The 25764-nt window shown below is 68.1% G+C and carries 24 protein-coding genes and 1 pseudogene; 14 read left to right on the top strand and 11 right to left on the bottom strand.

Translation table 11 applies throughout. The features are described 5' to 3' along the window. Nucleotide 1: 1 nt before the first annotated feature. Genes M2351_RS17365 through M2351_RS17355 form a run of 3 tightly spaced genes read right to left on the bottom strand, consistent with a single transcriptional unit; the run spans nucleotide 2 to nucleotide 2384 of the window. Complete coding sequence (locus M2351_RS17365) at nucleotides 2–787, bottom strand: ABC transporter permease (protein WP_264657374.1); 786 nt, start codon at nucleotides 785–787, stop codon at nucleotides 2–4. A gap of 49 nt (nucleotides 788–836) precedes the next feature. Beyond that, the gene (locus M2351_RS17360; protein ID WP_264657373.1) at nucleotides 837–1544 is read right to left on the bottom strand and encodes an ABC transporter permease subunit; all 708 of its coding nucleotides are present in this window, start codon (nucleotides 1542–1544) and stop codon (nucleotides 837–839) included. A gap of 27 nt (nucleotides 1545–1571) precedes the next feature. Further along, nucleotides 1572–2384: a transporter substrate-binding domain-containing protein gene (locus M2351_RS17355; RefSeq protein ID WP_264657372.1), complete on the bottom strand. Its 813-nt coding sequence runs from the start codon at nucleotides 2382–2384 to the stop codon at nucleotides 1572–1574. Nucleotides 2385–2845: 461 nt separating this feature from the next. Here M2351_RS17355 and speB (M2351_RS17350) point away from each other — a divergent pair, with 461 nt between their 5' ends. After that, nucleotides 2846–3808 (top strand): agmatinase, encoded by a 963-nt coding sequence (gene speB / locus M2351_RS17350; RefSeq protein ID WP_264657371.1) that lies wholly within the window; start codon nucleotides 2846–2848, stop codon nucleotides 3806–3808. 117 nt (nucleotides 3809–3925) lie between these two features. Further along, nucleotides 3926–4828 (top strand): LysR family transcriptional regulator, encoded by a 903-nt coding sequence (locus tag M2351_RS17345; RefSeq protein WP_264657370.1) that lies wholly within the window; start codon nucleotides 3926–3928, stop codon nucleotides 4826–4828. Here M2351_RS17345 and M2351_RS17340 read toward each other — a convergent pair. From M2351_RS17340 to M2351_RS17330, 3 genes and pseudogenes are all read right to left on the bottom strand, one after another. Continuing rightward, nucleotides 4822–5667 carry a phytanoyl-CoA dioxygenase family protein gene (locus tag M2351_RS17340; protein ID WP_264657369.1) on the bottom strand — a complete coding sequence of 282 codons (846 nt, stop codon included), beginning with the start codon at nucleotides 5665–5667 and terminating at the stop codon, nucleotides 4822–4824. The genes M2351_RS17345 and M2351_RS17340 overlap by 7 nt on opposite strands. Continuing rightward, nucleotides 5667–7007: an MATE family efflux transporter gene (locus tag M2351_RS17335; protein WP_264657368.1), complete on the bottom strand. Its 1341-nt coding sequence runs from the start codon at nucleotides 7005–7007 to the stop codon at nucleotides 5667–5669. The genes M2351_RS17340 and M2351_RS17335 overlap by 1 nt, the downstream gene beginning before the upstream one ends. A gap of 13 nt (nucleotides 7008–7020) precedes the next feature. Then, nucleotides 7021–7770, bottom strand: a pseudogene (locus M2351_RS17330) (aldolase); the annotation flags it as partial. Nucleotides 7771–7930: 160 nt separating this feature from the next. On the opposite strand from M2351_RS17330, the gene M2351_RS17325 reads away from it, so the two are divergent. Beyond that, nucleotides 7931–8812, top strand: coding sequence for a TauD/TfdA dioxygenase family protein (locus tag M2351_RS17325; protein ID WP_264657367.1), 882 nt, complete (start codon nucleotides 7931–7933; stop codon nucleotides 8810–8812). A gap of 19 nt (nucleotides 8813–8831) precedes the next feature. Here M2351_RS17325 and M2351_RS17320 read toward each other — a convergent pair whose 3' ends face one another. The 3 genes from M2351_RS17320 to M2351_RS17310 all read right to left on the bottom strand — a co-directional run bounded on the left by M2351_RS17320 (nucleotide 8832) and on the right by M2351_RS17310 (nucleotide 11237). Continuing rightward, on the bottom strand, nucleotides 8832–9764 hold the full coding sequence (locus M2351_RS17320) for a 2-hydroxyacid dehydrogenase (protein ID WP_264657366.1): 933 nt from the start codon (nucleotides 9762–9764) through the stop codon (nucleotides 8832–8834). Nucleotides 9765–9917: 153 nt separating this feature from the next. Next, nucleotides 9918–10103 (bottom strand): hypothetical protein, encoded by a 186-nt coding sequence (locus M2351_RS17315; RefSeq protein WP_264657365.1) that lies wholly within the window; start codon nucleotides 10101–10103, stop codon nucleotides 9918–9920. A 231-nt stretch (nucleotides 10104–10334) separates the two neighbouring features. Then, nucleotides 10335–11237 carry a LysR family transcriptional regulator gene (locus M2351_RS17310; RefSeq protein ID WP_264657364.1) on the bottom strand — a complete coding sequence of 301 codons (903 nt, stop codon included), beginning with the start codon at nucleotides 11235–11237 and terminating at the stop codon, nucleotides 10335–10337. A gap of 123 nt (nucleotides 11238–11360) precedes the next feature. Between M2351_RS17310 and M2351_RS17305 the strand changes: the two genes are divergently transcribed. From M2351_RS17305 to M2351_RS17290, 4 genes are all read left to right on the top strand, one after another. Beyond that, nucleotides 11361–11897: a creatininase family protein gene (locus tag M2351_RS17305; protein WP_264657363.1), complete on the top strand. Its 537-nt coding sequence runs from the start codon at nucleotides 11361–11363 to the stop codon at nucleotides 11895–11897. Nucleotides 11898–11904: 7 nt separating this feature from the next. Continuing rightward, nucleotides 11905–12879 (top strand): agmatinase, encoded by a 975-nt coding sequence (gene speB, locus M2351_RS17300; RefSeq protein ID WP_264657362.1) that lies wholly within the window; start codon nucleotides 11905–11907, stop codon nucleotides 12877–12879. A gap of 152 nt (nucleotides 12880–13031) precedes the next feature. Further along, nucleotides 13032–13781: an SDR family oxidoreductase gene (locus M2351_RS17295; protein WP_264657361.1), complete on the top strand. Its 750-nt coding sequence runs from the start codon at nucleotides 13032–13034 to the stop codon at nucleotides 13779–13781. A 31-nt stretch (nucleotides 13782–13812) separates the two neighbouring features. Then, a complete protein-coding gene (locus M2351_RS17290; RefSeq protein WP_264657360.1) occupies nucleotides 13813–14229 on the top strand; it encodes a cupin domain-containing protein in 417 nt (138 codons plus the stop codon). Here the strand turns inward: M2351_RS17290 and M2351_RS17285 are convergent. Both M2351_RS17285 and M2351_RS17280 read right to left on the bottom strand, forming a co-directional pair. Beyond that, nucleotides 14213–17329 (bottom strand): multidrug efflux RND transporter permease subunit, encoded by a 3117-nt coding sequence (locus M2351_RS17285; protein ID WP_264657359.1) that lies wholly within the window; start codon nucleotides 17327–17329, stop codon nucleotides 14213–14215. The genes M2351_RS17290 and M2351_RS17285 overlap by 17 nt on opposite strands. Beyond that, nucleotides 17326–18519 carry an efflux RND transporter periplasmic adaptor subunit gene (locus M2351_RS17280; RefSeq protein ID WP_264657358.1) on the bottom strand — a complete coding sequence of 398 codons (1194 nt, stop codon included), beginning with the start codon at nucleotides 18517–18519 and terminating at the stop codon, nucleotides 17326–17328. The genes M2351_RS17285 and M2351_RS17280 overlap by 4 nt, the downstream gene beginning before the upstream one ends. Before the next feature lie 550 nt (nucleotides 18520–19069). Here M2351_RS17280 and M2351_RS17275 point away from each other — a divergent pair. The 7 genes from M2351_RS17275 to M2351_RS17245 all read left to right on the top strand — a co-directional run bounded on the left by M2351_RS17275 (nucleotide 19070) and on the right by M2351_RS17245 (nucleotide 25551). Then, nucleotides 19070–19807 (top strand): thiamine pyrophosphate-binding protein, encoded by a 738-nt coding sequence (locus M2351_RS17275; RefSeq protein ID WP_264657357.1) that lies wholly within the window; start codon nucleotides 19070–19072, stop codon nucleotides 19805–19807. Then, entirely contained in the window at nucleotides 19771–21351 is a 1581-nt protein-coding gene (locus M2351_RS17270; protein WP_264657356.1) for a sensor histidine kinase, read from the top strand. Before M2351_RS17275 ends, M2351_RS17270 begins: the two co-directional genes overlap by 37 nt. Further along, nucleotides 21348–21983, top strand: coding sequence for a response regulator transcription factor (locus M2351_RS17265; RefSeq protein WP_264657355.1), 636 nt, complete (start codon nucleotides 21348–21350; stop codon nucleotides 21981–21983). Before M2351_RS17270 ends, M2351_RS17265 begins: the two co-directional genes overlap by 4 nt. Before the next feature lie 128 nt (nucleotides 21984–22111). Continuing rightward, a complete protein-coding gene (locus tag M2351_RS17260; protein WP_264657354.1) occupies nucleotides 22112–22483 on the top strand; it encodes a response regulator transcription factor in 372 nt (123 codons plus the stop codon). A gap of 249 nt (nucleotides 22484–22732) precedes the next feature. Then, the gene (locus M2351_RS17255) at nucleotides 22733–23935 is read left to right on the top strand and encodes a DUF3734 domain-containing protein (RefSeq protein ID WP_264657353.1); all 1203 of its coding nucleotides are present in this window, start codon (nucleotides 22733–22735) and stop codon (nucleotides 23933–23935) included. 43 nt (nucleotides 23936–23978) lie between these two features. After that, nucleotides 23979–24722 carry an acetoacetate decarboxylase gene (locus tag M2351_RS17250; protein WP_264657352.1) on the top strand — a complete coding sequence of 248 codons (744 nt, stop codon included), beginning with the start codon at nucleotides 23979–23981 and terminating at the stop codon, nucleotides 24720–24722. A gap of 43 nt (nucleotides 24723–24765) precedes the next feature. Beyond that, on the top strand, nucleotides 24766–25551 hold the full coding sequence (locus M2351_RS17245; RefSeq protein ID WP_264657351.1) for a 3-hydroxybutyrate dehydrogenase: 786 nt from the start codon (nucleotides 24766–24768) through the stop codon (nucleotides 25549–25551). Nucleotides 25552–25764 lie beyond the last annotated feature (213 nt).

Here is a 25764-nt window from a genome sequence, read left to right as displayed (position 1 = left end):
CTCATTCGGCGGGCTTGGCGGGCGAGCGGCGGAGGCGCCGGAACAGCGCGGAACCCGGATCGGCCCGCCGCGCCGTCGCCGGCCGGCTGTCCGGAACGCCCGCGGCGAGATGCCGGTTCAGCCGCCGGTCGAGCGCCTCGAAGGCGAGGCGCAGGCTGTTGGTCATCGCCCAATACATCGCCCCCGCGGTGACCAGCGGCGTGAATGGGTCGTAGGTCATGGAGAAGATCTCGTTCGCCGCCCCGGTCAGGTCGGCGATGGTGACCGCCCCCACCGCCACGGTGCTCTTCAGGAAAATCAGCACCTCGTTCTGGTAGGCCTTCAGCCCGTAGCGGACGGCGATCGGCAGCCGGACCTTGAGGAAGACCAGCCGCGGCGACAGGCCGAGCGCCAGCGCCGCCTCGACCGGCCCCGGCGGCACGGCCGACAGGGCGCCGCGCAGGATCTCCACCACATAGGCGGAGTGGTTGAGCCCCAGTCCCAGGATGGCGCAGAACAGCGGGCTGGCGAACAGGACCCACAGCGGCGTGTCCCGAACGATGGACAGCTGCGGCAGCCCGGCATAGACCAAATACAGCAGAACGATGCTGGGCGCCCCGCGGAACACCGCCACATAGGCCGCACCGACGGCGGCCAGGACCCGGTTGCGCGACATGCGCACCAAGCACATCCCGAACCCCAGCACGGCGCCGACAGCCATCACGCTGGCGGTGATCAGGACGGTCATCCAGGCGCCGTTCAGCAGCGCCGGCATACTGTCCCAGGCGAGGGCGAAATCGAAACTCATCAGGCCTCCAAGGAGTCGGCCACCAAGAACGGATCAGGCTTCAGCCAGATTAGGCTTCCGAAGGCCGGACGCCGCGGTCGAGCCGGCGCGCGTGGCGGTTCGCCAGCCGGATCGTCGCCGCGGCGAACAGGACGAAGAACACGACCACCACGCCGTAGAAGAGGAACGGCTCCCGCGTGGAGCCGGAGGCGACCTTCGCCGCGGCGATCAGGTCGGTCAGGCCGGCCAGCGACACCAGCGCCGTGTCCTTCAGCAGCACCACCCAGATGTTGACGAAGCCCGGGTAGGCGATGCGCAGCGCCTGCGGCAGCAGCACGCCCAGCCAGATCTGCCGCCGCGGCACCGACAGGGCCTCCGCCGCCTCCAGCTGCCCCTTGGGCACGTTGTGGATGGCCCCGCGCAGCAGGTCGGCGAGGTAGGGGGTGTAGACGAAGGCGAGCGCGGCGACCGCCGCCCAGAAGGGCGAGATGCTCGGCCGCTCGTCCACCCCGAACGGCACCAGCAGCGCGTGCACGATCTCCGTCCCCCCGTAATAGAGGAGGAAGATCACCAGCAGCGACGGAACGCCCGTCGCCACCGACGCGTAGACGCGGCCGACCGCCCAGCGCACCCCGCGCGGCTTCAGCGTCAGGATCGCCATCAGCGTTCCCAGGACCGCCGCCAGGGCGTAGGCGAACACGGCCAACTGCACCGTGACCCAGGCCCCCGCCAGCAACTCGTCGCCGTAGCCGTCGGCACCGTAGGCAAGAAGGCCCATGGCGGCATCCCCCCTTCCGCTTGGCGATCAGCTCTTCTTCGTGATGCAGGCGGCCTCGTCCGGCGAGATCGGCGTGGACAGGTACTTCGCCCGGATGGTGGTGAAGGTGCAGTCGGCGATCATGTTCTTCAGGGCGGCGTTCATCTTCTCCACGACCGCTTCCTTACCCTTCGGCACGGCCCAGCTGCTGCCTTGCTCGGCGGCGGGAAGGGTCGGGTCGCCCGTCCAGACGGTGAAGTCCGACATCTTCCAGTTCTTGCCGTCCGGCGTGTCGATCAGCGACGCCGTCCAGTTCAGGCTGGCCCCGAACACCATGTCCAGCCGCCCGGCCAGCAGGTCCAGCTTCATCTGCTCCGGGTTGTCGTACAGGCTCGGCGTCACCGAACCGGCGAAATTCTCCGTGATGTACTTGGCCTGCGGCGTGCCGCGCTGGACGCCGATCCGCGTGCCCTTCAGCCCTTCCTTGGTGAAGGCGACCGTGCTGTCCTTGCGGACCACGAAGGCGTCATGGTTGAAGATGATCGGCGTGGTGAACAGCATCTTCGCCTTGCGTTCCGGCAGGGGCGTCAGCTGCGACCCGATCGCGCCCAGCCGCCCCTGGAGCAGGGCGGGGATCAGCGCCTGGAAATCCATCACCTTGATGTCGCAATCCGCCTTCATGCGGCTGCACATCTCGCGCGCCAGATCGGGCTCGATGCCCGTCACCTTGCCGTCCGCGGTCATCATGCTGAAGGGCGGGTAGGTTCCCTCGTTGCCGATGACCAGCGTGTCGGCGGCAATTGCTGGAGTTGCGAGTGCCACGAGTGCAACGCCGATCAGAAAACGCTGAATGCTGTTCATCGCTTGGCTCCGTTCCATTCGGCAATGACTGGATGCCCCAGATGCTCAAGTACACGGACAAGCCAATTGCACTGTCAACCCGGAACCAATGACCAAAGAATGGGCGGGCAAGTGCAATGTTTAATCAATCCCACGGCGGAGCGGCATTTGAGGTGGTGATTTTTTGTGCAGTGATTTCTGTCAAAACGGGCTTTGAAAATTCGGTAAGCATCCCGCTGCTGTGGATCTAACGATTGGAGTAGGCCGCATGCTCGTCTTTGGATGGCATGTGCCGGTGTTTTGAAACCAAAAGGGTTTTTATTCGGATTGCCCGCTTGGACCGGCCTCCAACCATGGTTTGAGCAAAGGAACTTTGCCGGCCCGCCGGAAGGCGGAAGGATGGGGAAAACGACCGAAGGCCAATCGCCCATGCCGCACCCCGACCTCGACCCATCGATCCTCCCGCGCGGAGGGATGTTCTGATGGCCCACGGCTACGACACGGGCCGGCTCAACCTGCCCTTCGTCGGCTTCTGCACCTTCGGCAAGAGCCCGATCGTCACCGACTGGGACCGCATCGACGCCGACGTCGCCGTCCTCGGGGCTCCCTTCGACGCGGGCACCCAGTGGCGGGCCGGCGCCCGCTTCGGGCCGCGCGCCATCCGCGAGGCCTCCACCCTGTTCTCCTTCGGGCACGCCGGCGCCTACGACCACGAGGACGACGTCGTCTACCTTGCGCCGGACCGCTGCCGGATGGTGGACATCGGCGACGCCGACATCGTCCACACCGACACTGTCCGCAGCCACGCCAACATCGAGGCGGGCGTGCGCAAGATCCTGGCGTCGGACGCGCTGCCGGTCGTGCTGGGCGGCGACCATTCCGTCAACATTCCCTGCATCGCCGCCTTTTCCGAGCAAGAGCCCTTCCACCTCGTCCAGATCGACGCTCACCTGGATTTCGTGGACGAGCGCCACGGCGTGCGGCACGGCCACGGCAACCCGATGCGGCGGGCGGCGGAGCGGCCATGGGTCACAGGCCTGACGCAGCTCGGCATCCGCAACGTCTCCTCCACCGCGCGCGACGGCTACGACGACGCGCGCGCCATGGGGTCGGACATCCTCAGCGTCCGCCAAATCCGCAAGCTCGGCGTGGAGGCGGTGGTGGAGCGCATCCCGCCGGGCCGCCGCTGCTACCTGACCATCGACATCGACGGCTTCGACCCCTCCATCGCGCCGGGGACCGGAACGCCCAGCCACGGCGGCTTCACCTATTACGAAGTGCTGGAACTGCTGGACAGCATCGCCCGCCGCAACCCGGTGGTCGGCATCGACCTCGTGGAGGTGGCGCCCGACTACGACCACACCGGCGGCACCGCCATCCTCGGCGCCCAACTCCTGATGAACGTGATCGGCCGCGTCCTGCACCACCGCCCGCGCTTCCGCTGAGGGACACCCTCTCCCTAGGGGGGAGAGGGGATACAGCCCGCTTGGCCTTCCGCTTGCATGCGTATGACGCGTCGTCCCCACCATGGGGCGGCGCGGTCAACGGGCGAGTGGTGACGCATGAACGTCGACAACATCGACCTCCGCCTTCTCCGGGTCTTCCACACCCTGGCGGAGAGCGGCGGCTTCGCCGGCGCGCAGGCCAAGCTGGGGCTGACGCCGTCGACCCTGAGCATCCACCTCAGCAACCTTGAACAGCGCCTGGGCATGACCCTGTGCGAGCGGGGCCGCAGCGGTTTCCGGCTGACCGAGAAGGGGGAGCGCGTCCACCGCGCCACCAAGCGGCTGTTCCTCGCGCTGGAGGAGTTCCGGACGGAGACGGCCTCCCTGCGCGGCCGGCTGGTCGGGGAGCTGACCATCGGCCTCGTCGACAGCACGGTAACCGACAGCCGGTCCCCTATCGCCGCCGCCATCCGCCGGTTCGAGCAGCGCGACAACGAGGTGCACATCCGTCTTGCAGTCGACCGCCCGTCGGGCCTCAACCACGCGCTGCTCGACGGCCGCGTGAACCTCGCCGTCGCCGTCTTCCCGCACCACGTCGCCGGGGTGGAGTACGAGACTCTCTACACCGAGACCAGCCTGCTCTACTGCGGGCAGGGCCACCCGCTGTACGAGCGGATCGGGGCGGGGCTGGAGGTGCCGGACGTCACCCGCTACCATTTCGTCGCCCGCGCCTACAGCCTGGAACGCGACCTTGCCGCCATCGGGCAGGCCATCCCCAAGGCCAGCGTGGAGAACATGGAGGCGCAGGCCCACCTGATCCTGTCCGGCCAGTTCATCGGCTTCCTGCCCGAACATTACGCCGCCCAGTGGGTTGCCGCGGAGCGCATGCGCGCGGTGCGGCCCGACCGGTACCGCATGCCGTCCGACATCGCGCTGGCGCTGCCGGCGGCGGCGACCCGGTCGAACCATCTCGTGCGCGTGTTCTGCGACGACCTCCGCGCGGCGAACGCCGCTCAATAGGGACGGTCGGGGAAGGTCACCGTCTCACCGGGCAGACGCGGGCCCATCAGCACGTTTTCATGATAGGGCGACAGGATGGCGCGGCGGCCCAGCACGTTGGCCTCGGTCAGGCCGGGCTCCGGCACCGGCTCCGGCGCGAAATGGCCCCAGCGGTCCTCGCCGCGGACCAACTGGCCGGAGCCCCGGCCGACATTCTGCCGCGCCTCGGCCGGGGTGTAGTCGTAGAGCAGGGCCATGCGCCGCGCGTCGCTGCGGTTCGGCGCGGAGCCATGGACCAGGTTGCTGTGGAAGATCGCCGCCTCGCCCGGCGCCAGGGTCAAGTCGACGGCCGCGCTCTCGTCCACGTCGATGACGCGGGCGACCAGCCGGCGGCGCTGGCCCGGCCCTTCGGTCAGGGAGAAGGGGCGGACGCGGTCGTGCGTGCCGGGGATCACCCGCAGGCAGCCGTTCTCCGGCGTGGCCGGCGACAGCGCGACGTAGGCGATGACGAAGCAGGGATCGACCTGGATGCGCGCGGAATCCTGGTGCCAGCCGTAATCCACCGCCGATCCCGGATTCTTGTTGCGGTAGACGCCGTTGGTCATCAGCACATTGGGGCCGATCAGGTCCTCCACAGCGTCGAGCAGCCGCGCGTTGCGGCCCAGGTCATAGACCCAGTCCAGCAGCAGGTTCGCCTTGATGTCGAAGGCCCACGCGACGTCCTGCGGCCGATCCGCCTCGAACGCCCGGGTGCGGGCGACGAGGTCGGCCACCTCCTCCGGGGACAGCACCGGGATGCCCGACACGAAACCATCGTCGCGAAAGCCCTGGATCTGCGCGTCACTCAGCAGCTTGCCCATTATGCCTCCAAAGGTGGGGCGGTCCGTTCGCCGGTCGGGCGGCGGGACAGCCATAGGAACCGGGCGAAGAGAAGGCCGGTCGCCAGCAGGCTGGCGGCCCCGATGGCGAGGACGAGGCCATAGGCGCCGAACCCCGCCCCGATGCACAGCCAATGGCCGACGGGAACCATGACCACGACGTAGGACAGCAGGTGGCTCGCGGTCGGCAGCCACGTCTCGCCATAACCGCGCAGCACGTTGCTGATCAGCCGCTGCATGCCATCCACCAGATGGACCGGCCCGATCAGCATGATCATCGGGACGGCCAACGCCGCCAGCACCGGGTCGCGGGTGTAGAGCGCCAGCACGCCGCCGGGCTGCGCCGCCAGGGCGATGGCGACGGCCAGCGCCACGGCGCCGAACACGGCGAAGCCCATCCAGGCGGCGCCGAACATGCCCGCCGGGTCGTCCCGGCCGCGCGCCTGGGCCACCCGCACCGTCGTGGCGCCGCCGATGCCGACGGCGATCATGAACAGCAGCATGTTGACGTTGATGGCGATGGTGTAGGCCGCCAGCTCCCGCGCCCCGGCCCAGCCGGCGAACAGCGTCATGGTCGCGAAGGCCCCGCTTTCGATGCCCATGCTCAGCCCCTCGGCGACGCCCATCCGGCGCTGCCGCCGCCCGGCCGCCCAGGCGTGGTCGGACAGGGCGGGGCGCCCGAGCAGCGTCCGCTCCGGCAGCCGCCAGACGATGAAGCCGACCGCTGCCGCGGCGACGCCGATCCGCACCGCAAGCGTGCCCAGCGCCGCGCCCTCCGCCCCCAGCGCCGGGATCCCGGCGAAGCCGAAGACCAGCACCGCGTCCAGCGCCAAGTTGACGAGGTTCGCCCCCGCCATGATCCAGACCGCCGCGGCGGGCCGTCCCAACCCTTCCAGAAGCATGACGCTGGCGATGTACACCAGCATCGGCGGCAGCGACCCGGCGAGGATCATCGCGATCCGCCCCGCCCGTTCCGCCAGTTCGGCCGACAGGCCGGTGGCGAGCAGCAGGTCGGGCGCCCGCGTGGCCAGCAGCAGGCCGACCAGCCCGATAGCCAGCGCGTAGACCAGCGACCGCCGCCAGATCGCGCCGGCCTCGTCCAGCCGGCCGCGCCCCACAGCGGCGGAGATCTCCACCATCCCGCCCATCAGCAGGCCGAGGCCGACGATCTGCATGGTCTGCACCACGCTGGACCCGAAGGCGAAGCCGGCCAGCGCGTCGGTGCCGTAATGGCCGACCATCATGCTGTCGATGGCCAGCATCGCGGTCTGGCCCACGCGCGACGCGCTGATCGGCAAGGCCAGCTTGGCGAGACTGACCAAAGCGCCCAGGCGGTCAGTCGACGTAATCGGGGGCCTCCCGCAGCAGCACGCGCTCCAGCGCCGCGAAATGGTAGTCGGCTTCGATGGTGGCGAGGTCCGCGAACTGGCGGGCGGTGTGCTCCGCCGCCGCGGGCGGGATGTCCTTCAGGGGACGGCCGGTGGACTCCGCCACGACCTGCATCTGGCAGGCGCGCTCCAGGAAATACAGGTCGTGGAACGCCTCGGCGACGCTGCGGCCGTGCACGACGACGCCGTGGTGGGCCAGGAAGACGATGTCCTTGCCCTGCGTGCCGGAGGAGATGCGCCCGCCTTCCTCCGCGTCCATGGCGAGGCCGTTATAGCTGCCGTCGTAGGCGACGCGGTTCCAGAAGCGCAGTGAATTCTGGTGGCAGAAGCGCAACTCCCCGCCCTCCACGCAGGTCAGCGCCGTCGCGTGCAGCATGTGCGTGTGCAGGATGCACACCGCGTCGGGCTGCGCCCGGTGCCCCTCGGTGTGGATGAACAGGGCCGTCGGTTCCACTGTCCCCTGGCCTTCCAGCACCCGGCCGGTGCCGTCGCACAGCAGCAGGCGGCTGGCGGTGATCTCCGACCAGTGCAGGCCCATGGGGTTGATCAGGTACAACTCCTCCGCGCCGGGCAGCCGCACGCTGAAGTGGTTGCAGACCCCCTCGTTCAGGCCGAAGCGTTCCGCCAGCCGCAAGGCCGCCGCCAATTGCCGCCGGAAGGTTGAAATCGCCGCCATGTCCCTGTCTCTGTCCCTGGAATTGTCAGTTGTCGGCGAGCTTAAGTCAGTAAAGCCTGAAGTTCAATGCCGCCAATATCCCCACTGTTGAAAGCACAATTTGAAAACGGTCAAACTACATTGCGCCACCACCATGATATCCTGCTGAAGTCGCTGGAACAGGGAATCTGGGAGAGCTTTGATGGCGGGACTTTCCGAATTCGAATACAAGCATCTCGTGTTGGAACCGGTCGGCCCCGGCTACGGCGTCGTGGTGACCAACCTCGACCTCAGTCGCCCGCTACCCGACACGGTGTGGGCGGAGATCGACCGCGCCTATCTCGACCACCGTGTCATCGTCTTCCGCGACCAGCGGCTGGCGCCGGAGCACATTGTCACTTGCAGCCGGCGCTTCGGCCACACGGAGACGCACATCGATTCCAGCCACCTGCTGGACGGCCACCCGGAAATCATCATGATCGGCAACTTGAAGGTCGACGGCGTGATGAAGTCGCTGTTCGTCAACGCGCGGGAGGAATGGCACTTCGACTACTCCTACATGCCCACCCCGTCCGTCGGCGCGCTGTTCTACGCGGTGGAGGTGCCGCCGGAAGGGGGCGACACGCTGTTCGCCGACAGCACCGCCGCCTTCGACTCCCTGCCGAAAGACGACAAGGCGCTCCTGCGCACGCTGACCGCAGTGCACAGCTGGGACCACCTGCACCGCCAGCTCGAAGCCATGGACCCGACGCGCAAGCCGCTGTCCGACGCGGCGCGGGCCAAATACCCGCCGGTGCGCCAGCCGCTCGTCCACCGCCACCCGCGCACCGGCCGCGAATCCCTCTGGCTGTGCCCGCAGGTGATCGTGGAGATCGAAGGCATGCCGCTGGAGGACAGCGCCGCACTGCTGGACCGGCTGAAGACCCACGTCACGGCACCTCCCTACCTGTACCGCCACGCTTGGCGAAAGAACGACCTGGTCGTCTGGGACAACCGCTCCGTCCTGCACACGGCGACGGTCTTCGATTACGAACGGCACCTGCGCCTGCTCTACCGCACCACCATCCTCGCGGACGCCGCCTGAGCAAGACCGGCGCGCGGACTCAATAGCCGCGCGCCGGGTCCACGAGGTTCAGCAGCGGCGCGCCCGTCATGGCGCGGTCGAAATTCTCGATCACGATGGGGGCGGCGCTGCGCGGGGCGATGCCGCCCGCGACGTGCGGGGTCACCAGGATTTCCGGCAGGTCGTAGAAGGGGTGGTCGGCCGGCACAGGCTCCTGCGACAGGACGTCCAGCGTCGCCCCGGCGATGTGGCCGGCGCGGACCAACGCCGCCAGATCGGCTTCCACCAGATGACCGCCGCGGCCCATGTTGATGACATAGCTTCTGGCCGGCATGGCGCCCATCGTCTCGCGGTTCAGGATACCGGCGGTCTGCTCCGTCAGGGCCAGCACGCAGACGAAAGCCCGCGCCGAGGCCAGGAAGGCCGGCAGTTCCTCCTCTCCTGCGTACACCTCGATTCCGTTGATGGGGTGGCGCGAGCGCGACCAGCCCGTCACCGGAAAGCCCACCGCCCGGATGCGCTGCGCCACCGCACCGCCGAGCACGCCCAGCCCCAGCACCCCGACCGGGAAGTCGTCCTTCGCCGGTGGCTCCTCATGCGCCCAGCGGCGCTCGCGCCCCTGCCGTTCGAAGCGGTCGAAGCCGCGGAAATGGCGGTAGACGGCGGTCACTGCGTAATCGACCATCGTCTCCGTCAGAAGCGGGTCGATCAGCCGGGCGAGCGGCAGGCCTGGTGGCAGGGTGGAAAGGTCCAGCTGGTTGATCCCCGCCCCCAGCGACTGGATGGCCTTCAGGTTGCGGTATGGGCCGAGCCCGCCCGGCGGCGGCTTCCACAGCAGCGCGAACTCGAACGCCTCCGGCTCCGTCACCGCGCGCCAGTCCACCACCTCCAGGTCCGGGCGCAGCGCGCGCACCGCAGCCGCCCAGGCGGCCGGATCGTCGATGTCGCTCGAAAACAGGATCTTCCCAGCCATCGTCCCTTTAGCCTCGCCTTTTGTGTTTCCGACAGGGTCGCAGGTCGGGCGCGCCCGGAGGTTACGAAACACTCAAAGCGGCCTTTGACCCTCGGAGTGCGCGTGCCGGATGCCGGTGCACAAAACATCGCCAGACGCGCACCCGCCGGATGGTCAACGCCGCCCGTTCCAGAACAGCGCAGCCAGCCGCGCCGCCCCTTCGTCGTCGCCCGCCTCCACCGCACGCCGAAACGCTTGGTAGGCAACGTCTTCTCGGCCATCGCTGAAACGGCGCAGCATCGTCGAAAGGACACCAAAGCCGCCGAAAAAGGACCGACCGCCGCGAAGATTCCCCGTCATGCCCGGCCTCCACTGATCGTGTCTGGCCGGACCCCGCGCAAATCCCGTGCCGGGATGGCGCTATCCGCAGAACTCTTTCGGAGGGCAGGTGCAGCGGCCGAGCGATCGTTCCAGAGGCACTGACTTAATCCCCTCTCCCCTCTGGGGAGAGGGAGAAAGCGGCCAAAGTCAGCGCATAAGAGTCTTCGCGGGAATGACAATAGAAAATTCTCGCAATGAACTGACCAGCCCTCAACTCACCGCCGCCTGTTTCTTGATCTCCTTCAGGAAGGATTGCACCAGCGACCGCTGGGCGTCGTTGCTGCGCGTCGCGGCGAAATGCTGGGATGCGAAGTTGTACAGGCTTGGCTTCAGCGCGCGCATGTCGCCGCGCTCCGCCCAGAAGTCGCCGATGTGGCGGGGCAGGAAGCCGATGAAGCCGCCGGACAGGATCATCATGACCTGCGCCTCCATGTGCATCACGGTGCCCGACGGACGCGGGTGGTCGGTGCGGTAGAGGTCGTCGAAATGCCGGTAGCCGCGCACCGAAAAGGCCGCCTCCTCGATGGCCGCGCGGTCGATGTGGGATTCGGGCAGGTCGAACAGCGGGTGCTGGCGGCCGCAATAGAGCGCGTGCGGCTCGCGGTAGATCGGCACGTAGGTCAGCCCCGGCACCTTCTGCGACATGGGCCCGATGACGAGGTCCCGCGTGCCCTCGGCGACCGCGCTTTCCAGCTCCGCCGGGGTTCCCTGGACCAGGTCGATGAACACGTCGCTGGCATACGCGCGATAGCGCCCCAGCGCGCCGTGGATGCCCAGCGCCGGGGAGGTGACGACGCCGTCCACGATGCCGATGCGCAGCCGCCCGGTCAGCTTGCCCCGGTTGCGGCCGATGCGCGCCTGGAAGGCGTCGATCTCCGCGAACAGCCGCTTGGCGGCCTCGTAGGTCGCCTCACCGAACTCGGTCAGGCGGAAGCCGCGGCGCCCGCGCTCGCACAGCGGTTCGCCCAGCTTGCGTTCCAGCGCCGCCAGATGGGTGCTCAGCGTCGGCTGGGACAGGTTCAGCGCGATCTGCGCGTCCGCAAAGCCCCCGGACTCCGCCAGCGTCACGAAGACGCGCAGCAGCCGCAGGTCGATGTTGTCCAGCCGTCTCATGCCTGCCCCCCGCTGCCGACACATCGGCAGTTTTCGATGTATCCGTTCATTAAAAGAGATTTTTGCCGATGTAACCGCCGGTGATGATGGGCGCAAGCGTGCTCCAACGAAAAGGGTCCACCGATGCTCCCGGTCCATCGCCTTGCCGCCCGTCACCTTGCCGCCGCTGCCCTGCTTTTCACCACGGTTTCCGCGCCGGCCCTGGCCGCCGACAGCATCCGCGTGCTCGCCCCCACATGGCCGGGCTTCGCGCCGGCCTTCGTCGCCATGGACAAGGGCTATTTCAAGGAGCTTGGCCTTACCGTCGACATGAAGTTCGAGGACGACCGCGCCAACGTCATGGCGGCGATGGCGCGCGGCGACACGCTGGACGCGCTGTTCCCGGAAGGTTTCCCCGGAACCGAACTGGAGCATGCCAGTTTGCTGGAGACGTCGCTGATGCTCCTCCTGCGGCCGGATCTGGTGGACATGGACAAGGTGCCGTCGGACGGCCCGGCCAAGTTCCCCACCTACGACCGCTATCCGGTGCCGGAGGGCTTCGTCCCGGCGTCCGGCGTCCTGGCCCGCGCGCAGGGGTCGTCGGCGGAGAAGGGGCAGCTTCTTCTGGACGACCACGTCGCGCGCATCACCAAGGCGGTGCAGTCGGAATTCGGAGCCTGATGACATCATGACCGACAAGGACTTCCAGCCCCTCGATTCCGGCGTCGTTCCGCGCTTCGCCGGCATGCCGACCTTCATGCGGCTTCCCGTGGCGACGCCGGAGGAGGTGGACATCGCCCTGGTCGGCGTGCCCTTCGACGGCGGCACGACGAACCGCCCCGGCACGCGGCACGGCCCGCGCGAGGTGCGCAACCAGTCGAGCATCGTGCGCCGCGTCCACCACGCCACGGGGGTGTCGCCCTTCGACCTCGTCCGCGTCGGCGACTGCGGCGACGCGCCGATCAACCCGCTGAACCTGAACGAAACCCTGGAGAGCGTCGCCGGCTTCTACGCCGGCGTCCGCCGGGCCGGCGCCGCGCCGCTCACGGTCGGCGGCGACCACCTGATCACGCTGCCGATCCTGCGTGGGTTGGTGGCGGACGGCCTGGTGACGGATGGCCCGGTCGGGCTGATCCATTTCGACGCCCATTCCGACACCTACGACAGCTTCTTCGGCAACCGCTACAACCACGGCACCCCCTTCCGGCGCGCGGTGGAGGAGGGGCTGCTCGACCCCAGGCGCATGGTGCAGATCGGCCTGCGCGGCGCCATCTCCGACGCGGCCAACTACGACTTCGCGAAGGCCGCGGGCATCCGCATGATCTTCATCGAGGAGTTCGTGGAGCGCGGCGCCAAGGACGTCATGGAGGAGGCGCGTGCCATCGTCGGCAGCCAGCCCACCTACCTGACCTTCGACATCGACGTCCTCGACCCCTGCTTCGCCCCCGGCACCGGCACGCCGGAAATCGGCGGCCTGACGACGCGGGAGGCGCAGGCTATGATCCGAATGGCGCGGGGCCTCAACCTGATCGGCGTCGACCTCGTCGAGGTGTCGCCGCCCTTCGACCCCTCCGGCGGCACCGCGATCACCGCCGCGACCCTGATGTTCGAACTGCTCTGCATCCTCGCGGAGTCCGTCGCCGCCAGGCGCACGCCCGGCTGACGCCGGTCCCGTCCTATCCCCAGCCGGACGAATAACGCAGACTGAGTAAGTCTGCGTTTTCCGCTTGCACCCAATAACGCGGACATCTACAGTCTGCGTTATTGAAGCGTCGCAACACGGCACGCGGTGCCGACAGACCGGAGGGTTCGTTCATGAAGATCGTCGTTGTCGGTGGTACGGGGCTGATCGGGTCCAAGATCGTCGCGATTTTGCGGGGTACCGGCCATGACGTCGTCGCTGCGTCGCCCAGCACGGGCGTCAACGCCCTGACGGGGCAGGGGTTGGATGAGGCGCTGGCCGGCGCGGCCGTCGTCGTCGACGTCGTCAACGCGCCCTCCTTCGAGGACAGGCCGGTGATGGACTTCTTCCACACCTCCGGGCGCAACCTCGCTGCGGCGGAGAAGAAGGCCGGGGTCAAGCACCACGTCGCCCTGTCCATCGTCGGCACCGACGGCGTGTCCGACCTCGGCTATTTCCGCGCCAAGGTGGAGCAGGAACGTCTGATCAAGGAGTCCGGCATCCCCTACACCATCGTCCGCGCCACCCAGTTCCTGGAATTCCTCCCCATGCTCGCCGACGGCCACGCGGACGGCGACCAGGTGCGCATCGCTCCCGTGCTCTTCCAGCCGATCGCGGCCGAGGAGGTCGCGGCCATCCTGGCGGAAACGGCGCTCGCGGCCCCGTTTAATGGCACCATTGACATCGCCGGCCCGGAGCGCGCGCCCTTCCCCGACATCATCCGGCGCTATCTTAAGGCGGTGGGCGACACGCGCGTGGTCGTCAGCGCCGCAGAGCCGCGCTACTTCGGCGGGCGCGTGGTGGAGCAGTCGCTGGTTCCGACCGGCCCGGCGCGCCTTGGCCGCATCGGCCTGGACGACTGGCTGCGCCGCTCAAAGGCCTAAGCCCCGGCCATTCACGCAAAGGAGTTGAGCCATGAACCGCATTCTCTGCACGCTGGCGCTCGCCGCGCTGCCCTTCGGCGCCGCCCTGGCCGACACGCCTCAGGCTAAGAACGCCAAGGTGACCCAGGTCTACGAGCATCCGCTGCCCGACGTCCCGGGCAAGAGCATCAAGGGCGTGCTCGTCGAATATGGCCCGGGCGGCTTCTCGCCCGCCCACACTCACGCGAAATCGGCGATCATCTACGCCACCGTGCTGGAGGGGGCCATCCGCAGCAAGGTCAACGACGGCCCCGAAAAGACCTTCCAGGCCGGCGAGAACTTCACGGAGCTGCCGGGCGACCACCACGGCGTCAGCGCCAACGCCAGCGACAGCCGCCCGGCCAAGCTCCTCGCCGTCTTCGTGGTCGACACGGCGGAGAAGGACCTGACCGTCAACGACCCGCGGTGACCACCTCGGGGACCGGTTCCGACGCGTTTTCCGATGGCCGGCGGCGGGTCAGCCGGTCGAAGGCGAGGTAGATCACCGGCGTGGTGTAGAGAGTCATCAGCTGCGACACCAGCAGCCCGCCGACCATGGCGTAGCCCAACGGCTGGCGCAGCTCCGACCCAGTGCCGGTGCCCAGCATCAGCGGCACGCCGCCCAGCAGCGCCGCCATGGTCGTCATCAGGATGGGGCGGAAGCGCAGCAGGCAGGCCTCCCGGATCGCATCCTGCGGGGGCAGGCCGCGCTCCCGCTCCGCCGCCAGGGCGAAGTCGACCAGCATGATGCCGTTCTTCTTCACGATGCCGATCAGCAGGATCAGTCCGATCAACCCGATCACGTCGAACGGCATGCCGGCCAGCCACAAGGTGGTCAGCGCGCCCAGGCCTGCCGACGGCAGGGTGGACAGGATGGTCAGCGGGTGGACCGTGCTCTCATACAGCACGCCCAGGATGATGTAGACGACCACCAGCGCCGCCGCGATCAGCGTGGGCACGCTGCCCAGCGAGTCCTGGAAGGCCTGCGCCGTGCCCTGGAACGACCCGACCAGCGCCGCCGGGGCGCCGATCTCCCGCATGGCGGTGTCGATGGCCTGGGTCGCCTGGCTCAGCGACACGTTCGGGGCGAGGTTGAAGGACAGGGTGACCGCCGGGAACTGGCCCTGGTGGTTGATCGACAGGTAGGTGATCGGGCGGGTGGAGATCTTCACCAGCGCCGACAGCGGCACCTGCTGCCCGGTGGTCGGGGAGTGCAGGTAGAGCCGCTCCAGCGTTCCGGTCATCCCCTGCAGGTCCGGCGAGACCTCCAGGATCACGTGGTAGCTGTTGGTCTGGGTGAAGTATTGCGTCACCTGCCGCTGGCCGAAGGCGTCGTACAGCGTGTCGTCGATCAGCTGCGGCTGGATGCCGAAGCGGGCCGCCTGGTCGCGGTCGATGGTCAGGGTGGCGGTCGTCGCGTTGGTCTGCTGGTCCGACGACAGGTCGCGCAGTTCCGGCAGCGTGCCCAGCCGCGCCAGCACCTTGGGCGCCCAGCTGTTCAGCTCGTCCAGGTTCGCGTCCTGCAGCGTGTACTGGTACTGCGCGTTCGACGCCCGGCCGCCGATGTTGATGTCCTGCGCGGCCTGGAGGTAGAGCCGCACGCCCCGCACCTGCGCCACCTGCGGGCGCAGGCGGTTGATGATCGCGTCGGCGCTGGCCTTCCGCTGGCCGCGCGGCTTCAGCGTGATGAAGAAACGTCCCATGTTGCCGGGCAGGCCGCCGACCGCCCCGACCGTGCCGACCCAGGTCGCCACGTCCGGATCCTTGCCGATGATGGCGCCGACCTGTTCCTGCATGCGGCTCATGGCGGCGAAGGACACGTCCTGCGGCCCCTGGGTCTGCCCGATGATCAGGCCGGTGTCCTGTTGCGGGAAGAAGCCCTTGGGGATGGTCACGAACAGCCAGCCGGTCAGCCCGACCGTCGCCGCGAAGAACAGAAGCGTGATCACTTGGTGGCGGAGCACGACGTCAAGCCCCATCCGGTAGGCGGAGAGGATGCCGTCGAAGCCGCGTTCCACCGCGCGGTAGAGCGCGCCGTGTCGGGCCTTCTGCTCGTCCTTCAGCAGCCGCGCGCTCATCATTGGCGTCAGCGTCAGCGACACCAGCGCGGACACGACGATGGTCAGGGTGATGGTGACCGCGAATTCGCGGAACAGGCGGCCGACGATGCCGCCCATCAGCAGCAGCGGGATGAAGACCGCGACCAGCGACAGGCTGATGGAGATGATGGTGAAGCCGATCTCCCCGGCCCCCTGCAACGCCGCCTCGAACGGCGGAACGCCGTCCTCGATGTGCCGGTAAATGTTCTCGATCATCACGATGGCATCGTCGACGACGAAGCCGACCGCGATGGTCAGCGCCATCAGCGACAGGTTGTCCAGGCTGTAGCCGCAGACGAACATCAGCCCCAAGGTCGCGGCGAGCGACAGCGGCACGGTGACGCCCGGAATGACGGTGGCCGGGACGTTGCGCAGGAACAGGAAGATGACCATCACCACCAGCGCGATGGTCAGCAGCAGCGTGAACTGAACGTCCTCCACCGACGCGCGGATGGTCTGCGTGCGGTCGGACATGATCTCCGTGTGCACCGACGGGGGGATGGAGGCGGTCAGGCGCGGCAGCTCCGCCTTGATGCGGTCGACCGTGTCGATCACGTTGGCGCCCGGCTGCTTGAAGACGATCAGCAGCACGCCGCGCTGCCCGTTCTGCCAGCCCGCCTCCTGGTCGTTCTCCGGCGCCTCGACCGCCTGGCCGATGTCGCGGATGCGCACCGGCGCGCCATTGCGGTAGGCGACGATGACGTCGTTCCACGGCTCCGCCTTGGTGAGCTGGTCGTTGTCGTAGATCGTGAAGCTGCGCGACGGCCCATTGATGTTGCCTTTGGGGCCGTTGACGGTCGCCGTGGCGATCACCCCGCGCAAATCCTCCAGCGACAGGCCGAGGCCGGCGATCTTGGCCGGGTCCACCTGGATGCGCACCGACGGTTTCTGCTCGCCACCGATGGTCACCTGGGAGACGCCGGGAATCTGGCTGATCTGCTGCGCCAGCCGGGTGTCGGCATAGTCGTCCACCTGGGTGATCGGAAGCGCGTCGGAATGGACGGCCAGGATCAGCACCGGGCTGTCGGCGGGGTTGACCTTGCGGTAGGTCGGCGGGCTCGGCAGGTTCTTGGGCAGCTGTCCGCCGGCGGCGTTGATCGCGGTCTGCACGTCCTGCGCCGCGCCATCGATGTTGCGGTCGAGCACGAACTGGACGGTCACCTGCGTGTTGCCGAGCGTGCTGGTGGAGGTCAGCTGCGTCACGCCCGGAATTTCGGCGAACTGCCGCTCCAGCGGCTGGGCGACCGTGGCAGCCATCGTCTCCGGGCTGGCGCCGGGCAGGGAGGCGGAAACCTGGATGGTCGGGAAATCCACCTGCGGCAGCGGCGCCACGGGCAGGAGCGGGTAGGCCGCCACGCCGGCCAGCAGCAGCGCCGCCATCAGCAGCGCGGTGGCGATCGGGCGGCGGATGAAGGGGGCGGAGATGTTCATGGCGTGGCCGCCTCCGGCTTGGCTGGCGCTGTCGGCTGGACGGCGACCCGGACGGACGCCTGGACCTTCAGCTGGCCGGCGACGATCACCCGCTCGCCCTCTTTGAGACCGGCGGTAATGACCGCAGCCTGCGGGCCGATCCGCGCCGCGGTGACGGTGCGCATCTCCACGGTGTCGTCCGGCTTCACGACATAGACGTACAGCGACCCGTTGGGGCCGCGCTGCACGGCGTCGGGCGGGACGGTCAGCGCCCTCCGGTCGGTGCGCATCAGCAGGTCCGCCTCCACGAACTCGCCCGGCCACAGCGCGTTGTCGGCGTTCGGGAATTCCGCCTTCAACTGGATGGTGCCGGTGGTCTGGTCGACTTGGTTGTTGATCAGCTTCAGCACGCCGTCGTCGGCTCGCGTTCGGTTCTCCTTGCTGGTCGCCGAAACGGCCAGCGTGCCTTTGGACATCGCGGCCTGGACGGCTTGCAGGTGGCCCTCGGGCAAGGTGAAGACGACGTCGATCGGGCGCGTCTGGGTAACCACGACGATGCCCGTGCCGTCGGTCGCGTGCACGATGTTGCCGGCGTCCACATAGCGGAAGCCCGCCCGCCCGTTCACCGGCGAGCGGATCAGCGTGTAGCCCAGCTGCACCTGCGCGTTGTCGATGGTCGCCTGGTCGCCCTTGATCTGCGCTTGCAGCTGCGCCACCTGGGCGCGCTGCGTGTCGGCCTGCTGGCGGGAGGAGAAATCGCGCTGCTCCAGGGACATGTAGCGCTGCAAGTCCAACTGCGCGTTGGCGAGCGCCGCCTCGTCCTGCGCCTTCTTGGCAGTGGCTTGGTCCAGCGCCGCCTGGAAGGGGCGGGGGTCGATCTGGGCCAGCGGATCGCCGGCCTTGACCTCCTGCCCCTCGGTGAAGAAGACCTTCTGCAGCTCGCCGTCGACGCGGGAATGCACCGTCACGGTGTTCAGCGCCTGCACCGTCCCGATGCCCGACAGCCGGAACGGCACGTCCTGCCGCGCGACGGACGCGACGCTGACCGGGATGGGCGGCGGTGGCGTCGGCACCGCGGGCTTGTCCTCCCGGCCGTGGAGGAGGGTGTAGGCGCAAACGCCGCCGCCCAGCAGGGCGAAGGCCAGGATCGCGCCGACGGTCCGCCCGTGACGGGGCCTATCCGGAGCCGTCCATGTCAAGGCCTGACTCATGGGAGTCCTTTTTTCAAAGTCGCGCCACCGGCGCGCGATGCCCAGGGGGCAGCGCCGGATCGGCCCAATGTTTTTCGGTCCGCGGCGGGAGTTGTTTTGAAAAGCGCACCTTTGCCGTGCGCGGTCCCGGTCGCGAGGCGGAAGCCTTCCCAGCTTATAAAAAGATGGTCGGGCGGCTTGTCTTTTCGGGGCATGGACAAACCGCCCGACCAGTCCGGTCTGGGAGGAAAACCGGAAGTTTCGCTGTCTTCGATGCCATACAAGGAAAGACAGAGGAGCTGTTCACCAAATTACGCCAGGACGCCGCGCCCGAACACCATACTTAGGTCTATCGCGTCAATACACTGGAACAGATCATTCCTATAGGTACCTCTCCTTGCGCCTCATCATCGTGGATGGGATTTGCCGCGAATTGGGAGAATCCGGAGATTGCCGTGCGATCATTCAACGAAGATGTCGGCTGTTCAATAATGGATCGGATTGTGTGTGTTGCTCTTCAGGCCATGGGAAGGCGGTGTGCACCGCCACAACCGTCCACGGAGACACCGTCATGTCAGAAGCCGTTGCGGACCAGTTCGCGGCCGTTCTCGCCGCCGCCGGCGTGAAGAGGATCTACGGGGTGGCCGGGGACAGCCTCAACGGCTTCACCGACGCGTTGCGCCGCCAGGGCAAGATCGAGTGGATCCACGTCCGCCACGAAGAGGTGGCGGCCTTCGCGGCCGGGGCCGAGGCGCATGTGACCGGCGCGCTGGCCGTCTGTGCCGGAAACTGCGGCCCCGGCAACCTGCACCTCATCAACGGCCTGTTCGATTGCCACCGGTCGCGCGCCCCGGTGCTGGCCATCGTCGCGCAAATCCCGTCGTCGGAGATCCCGTCGTCCGAAATCGGCTCCGGCTATTTCCAGGAAACCCAGCCGCAGGCGTTGTTCCGCGATTGCAGCCACTATTGCGAACTGGTGTCCAGTCCGTCGCAGTTGCCGCGCACGCTGGAGATCGCCATCCGCGAGGCCGTGGGCAAGCGGGGCGTCTCCGTCGTTACCCTGCCGGGCGACGTCGCCTTGCAGACCGCCGCCGCACCGCCGTCCAAGCTGCACGGCCTGCCGCCGCCGGAGACATCAGCACGGCGAAAGGGGCTGTCGAAAGTGTCGATGACCGACGAAATGAGACGAATTGGCGGAGCGGCGTTCTGGATTCGGCACGGGGATCCGTCCTACCGTTCCGCCAAACGCGAACGGTATCACGAATCCAAGACATGCCGACGATGGCCGGGCCTTCGCCCCAATGTTTGAAAAGGCAGCGGGATGATCGCCAAGCCGGGATCCTCGCCGTTCCGCTGGCGGTGGCGATCTTCGCCGTGGACACCTTCACCGAGGTCGAGATCGCCGTCGCGGTCCTCTACGCCATCGCGCTGCTGATCGCCGCGCGGGGGCTGACCCGGACAGGGATCTTCCGGCTGGGCTGCGGCTTTGCCGGGCTGACGCTGCTGTCCTTCCTGCTGTCCCACTGGTCGGACATGGGCGTCGGATCGGCCCTGCGCTGCGTCGTGTCGATCGCGGCCATCCTGATCACCACCGTCCTGCTGGAGCGGGACCAGCGGTCGCGGGAACTGCTCGTCCAGACCAACGCGGCGCTGGCGCGCAGCGAAAAGCGCTTCCGCTCCATCTTCGAACAGGCGCGCTTTTCCCTGTGGGAGCAGGACTACACCGCCGTGCGCGCCGCGCTGGACGACCTCGGCGTGCGGGACGGCGCCGACCTCATGGCGCGGGTCCAGGCGCAGCCGGGCCTCGCCCGGCACCTCACCAGCCTCATCACCACGACCGACGCCAACGACGCGACGCTGGAACTGCTCGGTGCCACCGACCGTGCGGAGGTGCTGGGGTCGCTGGAACGGTTCCTGCCGCCGGACGACCCTTCGATGTGCCTGATGCTGCGCGCCCTGGTGGACGGCCGCGACCGGTACGAGGGGCGGGCGCGCCTGATCGGCCTGGACGGGCGCCCGCGCACCGTCCTGCTCGCCATTGCCCTGCCGGACGACGACGTCGGCTTCGGTCAGGTGGTCGTCGGCGTCGTGGACATCACCCAGCGGGAAAAGACGCAGGAGGCACTGCTGGCCGCGCAGGCGGAGCTGGCCCGCGCCTCCCGCGCGGCCACCATGGGCGCCCTGTCGGCGTCCATCGCGCACGAGGTGAACCAGCCACTGGGCGCCGTGGTGATGAACGCGCAGACCTGCCTGCGCTGGCTGCGCCGCGATCCTCCGGACATCGAGGCGGCGGCCAAGGCGGCGGAGCGCACGGTGCGCGATGGCAAGCGCGCCAGCGAGATCGTGCAGCGGACCCGCGGCATGCTGGTGAAGAGCGCCCCGCGGGACGAGTCCATCGACCTGCGTGAACTGGTCCGCGAAACGGCCCTGCTGCTGGAACGCGAACTCGCCACCCATGGCGCGACGCTGCGCACCGACCTCGCGGCCGACGTCCCGCCGGTCACCGCCAGCCGGGTGGAGATGCAGCAGGTGCTGATCAACCTGATGACCAACGGCCTCCAGGCGATGAGCGAAGCGCGGTCCCCCGTGCGCGAACTGACCGTCGCGGTGCGCAGCTCGGAGCCTGGGCTGGTCGCCCTGTCCGTCCGCGACCGCGGGGCGGGGATCAGCGAGGAGAACCTGGCCCGGCTCTTCGACCCGTTCTTCACGACGAAGGCCGACGGGATGGGCATGGGGCTGGCGATCTGCCGCTCGACGATCGAGGCGCGCGGCGGCACACTGACCGCAAGAAACCATGCGGACGGGGGCGCGGAGTTCGACGTCGTGCTCCCCGCGGGAGAGGGGGCATCATGACGCAGAAGGCAGGCACCGGCGCGGCGGACCAGCCGCTGGTCCTGGTCGTCGACGACGACGAACACATCCGGGAGGCGCTGTGCGACCTGCTGCGCTCGGTGGGGATCGAGGCGCTCTGCTTCGCCTCCGCGCAGGAGTTCCTGCAGGCCACCCTGCCGGACCGGCCCGGCTGCCTCATCCTCGACGTCCGCCTGCCGGGGCTCAGCGGGCTGGAGTTCCAGCGCCACCTGGCGAGTGCGGGCAACCCGATGCCCATCGTGTTCATGACCGGCTACGGCGACATCCCAATGTCGGTGCGGGCCATGAAGGCCGGGGCGTCGGACTTCCTGACCAAGCCCTTCCGCGACCAGGACATGCTCGACGCGGTGTCCGGCGCCATCGAGAAGGACCGCGCCCGGCGGACGAGCCGCGGCGCCGCGCAGGAGGCGGAAACCCAGGCCGCCACCCTGACCCCGCGCGAACGGGAAGTGATGAACGCCGTCGTCAAAGGCCTGATGAACAAACAAATCGCCGGCAATCTTGGAATAAGCGAAGTGACGGTCAAGCTGCACCGCGGTAACGTCATGCGCAAGATGCAGGTGAGGTCTGTCGCCGACCTCGTCCGCAAGGTGGAGCTTCTGGAATCCTCATGATCGCGCCGGCCCAGTCCAGTCCGGACCGCGTTCCTAGACCTATGTGTAGTATCATCGGCCGGTCATCTCGGTGACGATGGGGCAAGCGCAATCGCTTTGCGCAAATCCAGTCCGAGAGGCGATGGTCCGTGTGTTCTGCACCTGTCATAGCGGTGGTCGACGATGACGATTCCATTCGCGAGGCGCTCGGCGACCTGATCCGGTCGCTCGGCTACCGGTGCCTGGGCTTCGCGTCGGCGGAGGACTTCCTCGGCTTCGCCGACCGGCCGTCCATCGCCTGCATGATCACCGACATCAAGATGCCGGGCCTGACCGGCCTGGAACTGCAGGACCGCCTCAACGCCGACGGGCACCCGCCGCCGATCATCTTCATGACCAGCTACGTCGACGACGCGACCAAGGCGAAGGCCATGGGCGGCGGCGCCCGCTGCTTCTTCGGCAAGCCGGTCGACGACGACGACCTGATCGCCTGCCTGCATTCCGTCGTGGACGCGCACTGACGCCGCCCGTCCTATACGTTGGTCCAGATCACGCCGCCATGAAGTCAGGTTCCGCCCAGACAGCAGTGTGATGGTGCTGTGGGGCTCCAAAGCGGATGATGGGTCCTGTCCGGCGCCGAAGCCCAAACATTTGGCAAGTAAAACCTTGGTTTGATTCCGGGTGCGGCGCGGACGGCTTATCCCTGTCACTGCCGCGCCCTCGCTCGACCGACGGCGGACAGGCTGGGCGGACAGAATGGAGAAACGCCGATGCCCCATGACCAGTGGCTTCCGAACGCGGCCCCATCCGCCGCACGCCGACCAGTGGCCGATCAGACGGGCCGCCCGCCCTTCGAATGCATCGCCCTGCTGTTGCAGGGCGGCGGAGCGCTGGGCTCCTATCAGGCCGGCGTGTACGAGGCTCTGGCCGCCGCCGACCTGCACCCGGACTGGGTCGCCGGCATCTCGATCGGGGCGATCAACGCCGCGATCATCGCCGGCAACGCCAAGGCGGACCGCGTGGCGAAGCTGTGCGCCTTCTGGGAGTCCGTCACCGCGAATCCCTGGGCCGACTGGATGACGGCCGCACCGCAATGGACCCCGCGCGGCGATTCCGCCCGCACGCTGTTCAACCAGATGAGCGCGGCCAAGGCGCTGTTCGACGGGGCCGCCGGCTTCTTCGCTCCGCGCCGGCCCGCCCCATGGCTGCAGCCGATGGGCTCACCGGAGGCGACGAGCTGGTACGACACCGGCGCGCTGAAGAGCACGCTGGAACGCGTCATCGACTTCGACCGGCTCAACAGCGGGGAGACGCGCTTCAGCGTCGGCGCGGTCAACGTGCGCACCGGCAACTTCGTCTATTTCGACACCACGACCCACAAAATCCGGCCGGAGCATGTGATGGCCAGCGGCTCGCTGCCGCCCGGCTTCCCGGCGGTGGAGATCGAGGGCGAGCATTACTGGGACGGCGGCCTCGTCTCCAACACGCCGCTGCAATGGGTGGTCGACAGCCAGCCGCGGCAGGACACGCTTGCCTTCCAGGTCGATCTGTGGAGCGCGCGGGGCGCTTTCCCACGCAGCCTCGCGGAGGTTGCGACCCGGCAAAAGGAAATCCAGTATTCCAGCCGCACGCGTGCCAGCACGGACCAGTTCAAGACCATGCAGCGCGCCCGCCACGCCCTGGCCGGCCTGCTGGTGAAGCTGCCGCCTGAGTTGCGCGCCAGCGAGGAGGCGGAACTGCTGAGCGCGATAGCCGACCGCAAGGTCTACAGCATCGTGCACCTGATCTACCGGTCGAAGGAGTACGAAGGCCACTCCAAGGACTACGAGTTCTCGCGCCTGACCATGCAGGACCACTGGCGCGCCGGCTATCACGACGCCCTGCGCACCCTGCGCCATCCGGAGGTGCTGGAACGGCCGTCGAACCACGATGGCGTCTTCACCTTCGACCTCGCCGCCGACGGCCGCGAGTGACGCCACCCCGGCCACACCCCGACCCGCTGAAAGGACACCGGACATGAGAGCAGCCGACGTGCGCGAGCGCGCCTTCGCCATGCCGCTGGTCAGCCCCGCCTATCCGCCGGGCCCGTACCGCTTCATCGACCGCGAGTTCCTGGTCATCACCTACCGCACCGACCCGGCAAAGCTGCGGGCCGTCGTTCCCGAACCGCTGGAGATCGATCCCGACGAACCGCTGGTGAAGTACGAGTTCATCCGCATGCCGGATTCCAGCGGCTTCGGCGACTACACCGAGACGGGGCAGGTGATCCCGGTGTCCTTCCGCGGGCGCCGCGGCGGCTACACCCACTGCATGTTCCTGAACGACGAGCCGGCCATTGCCGGCGGCCGCGAACTCTGGGGCTTTCCGAAGAAGCTCGGCAACCCGGCGCTGGCCGTGGCGTCCGACACGCTGGTCGGCACGCTCGACTACGGACCGGTCCGCGTCGCGACGGGCACCATGGGCTACAAGCACCGGGCGCTCGACCCGGCGGCGGTCAAGGTGTCGCTGGAAGGGCCGAATTTCCTGCTGAAAATCATCCCGCACGTCGACGGCAGCCCGCGCATCTGCGAACTGGTCGAATACCACCTGGAGGACATCGCGCTGAAGGGCGCCTGGACCGGCCCCGCCGCCCTCGCCCTCACGCCGCACGCGCTCGCCCCGGTCGCCGACCTGCCGGTCCTGGAAGTCGTATCGGCGACCCACCTCGTCGCCGACCTGACCCTGGGTCTCGGCACCGTCGTGCACGACTACCTGCGCTGACCCGTCTCGGCCGGCACCAAATTCTTCCGAACAGAGGACAACCATGCGCTTGAAGGACAAAGTCGCTCTCGTGACCGGCGCCGCCAGCGGCATCGGCAAGGAAATTGCCCGGACCTTCGCCCGCGAAGGCGCGCGCGTCGTGATCGCCGATCTGAACCTGGACGCCGCCGAGGCGACCGCCCGCGAACTGAACGAATTGGCCCCGCTCGGCGCCTTCGGTGTGGCGATGGACGTGGCCGACGAGGCGCAGGTGGAAGCCGGCATGGCCAAGGCGGTCGCCACCACCGGGCGCCTCGACATCCTGGTCAGCAACGCCGGCATCCAGACCATCGCGCCGCTCGACGAGTTCGACTTCGCGAAGTGGAAGCGGCTGTTGGCGATCCATCTCGACGGCGCCTTCCTGACGACGCGCGCGGCGCTGCGCCAGATGTACAAGCAGGGCACCGGCGGCAGCATCATCTACATGGGCTCCGTCCACTCCAAGGAGGCCTCGCTGCTCAAGGCCCCCTACGTGACGGCCAAGCACGGACTGATCGGCCTCGCCAAGGTGGTCGCCAAGGAAGGCGCCAAGCACGGCGTGCGCGCCAACGTGATCTGCCCGGGCTTCGTGCGCACCCCGCTCGTGGACAAGCAGATCCCCGAGCAGGCCAAGGAACTCGGCATCTCCGAGGAGCGTGTGGTCAAGGAGATCATGCTGAAGGACACCGTCGACGGCGAATTCACGACGGAGCAGGACGTGGCCGAGGCCGCCCTGTTCTTCGCCGGCTTCGAATCCAACGCGCTGACCGGGCAATCGCTGGTCGTCAGCCACGGCTGGTTCATGCAGTAAAGAACCGCACCGGCCGCCGCCACGCCCTTCTGTCCTTTGCCGTAGTGGCGGCCCTCCGGTTCCCCGGCTTCCGGGTTCTCCTGTTTTTAAAATATCTGGATGCCATTCGGCCGAAATCTCGGCCGAAGACCCCGTCATTACTTTCAAATCCAAAATCAAAGCCCGTTCTTTTGGAAATTTCCGCGTTGCCGGAAATCCCCCATCACCGATGGG

This window comes from Azospirillum canadense (genome assembly GCF_025961225.1).
Lineage (GTDB): Bacteria > Pseudomonadota > Alphaproteobacteria > Azospirillales > Azospirillaceae > Azospirillum > Azospirillum canadense.
Note: the sequence above shows the minus strand (reverse complement) of the source record. Positions and strands in the feature narration are given on the sequence as shown.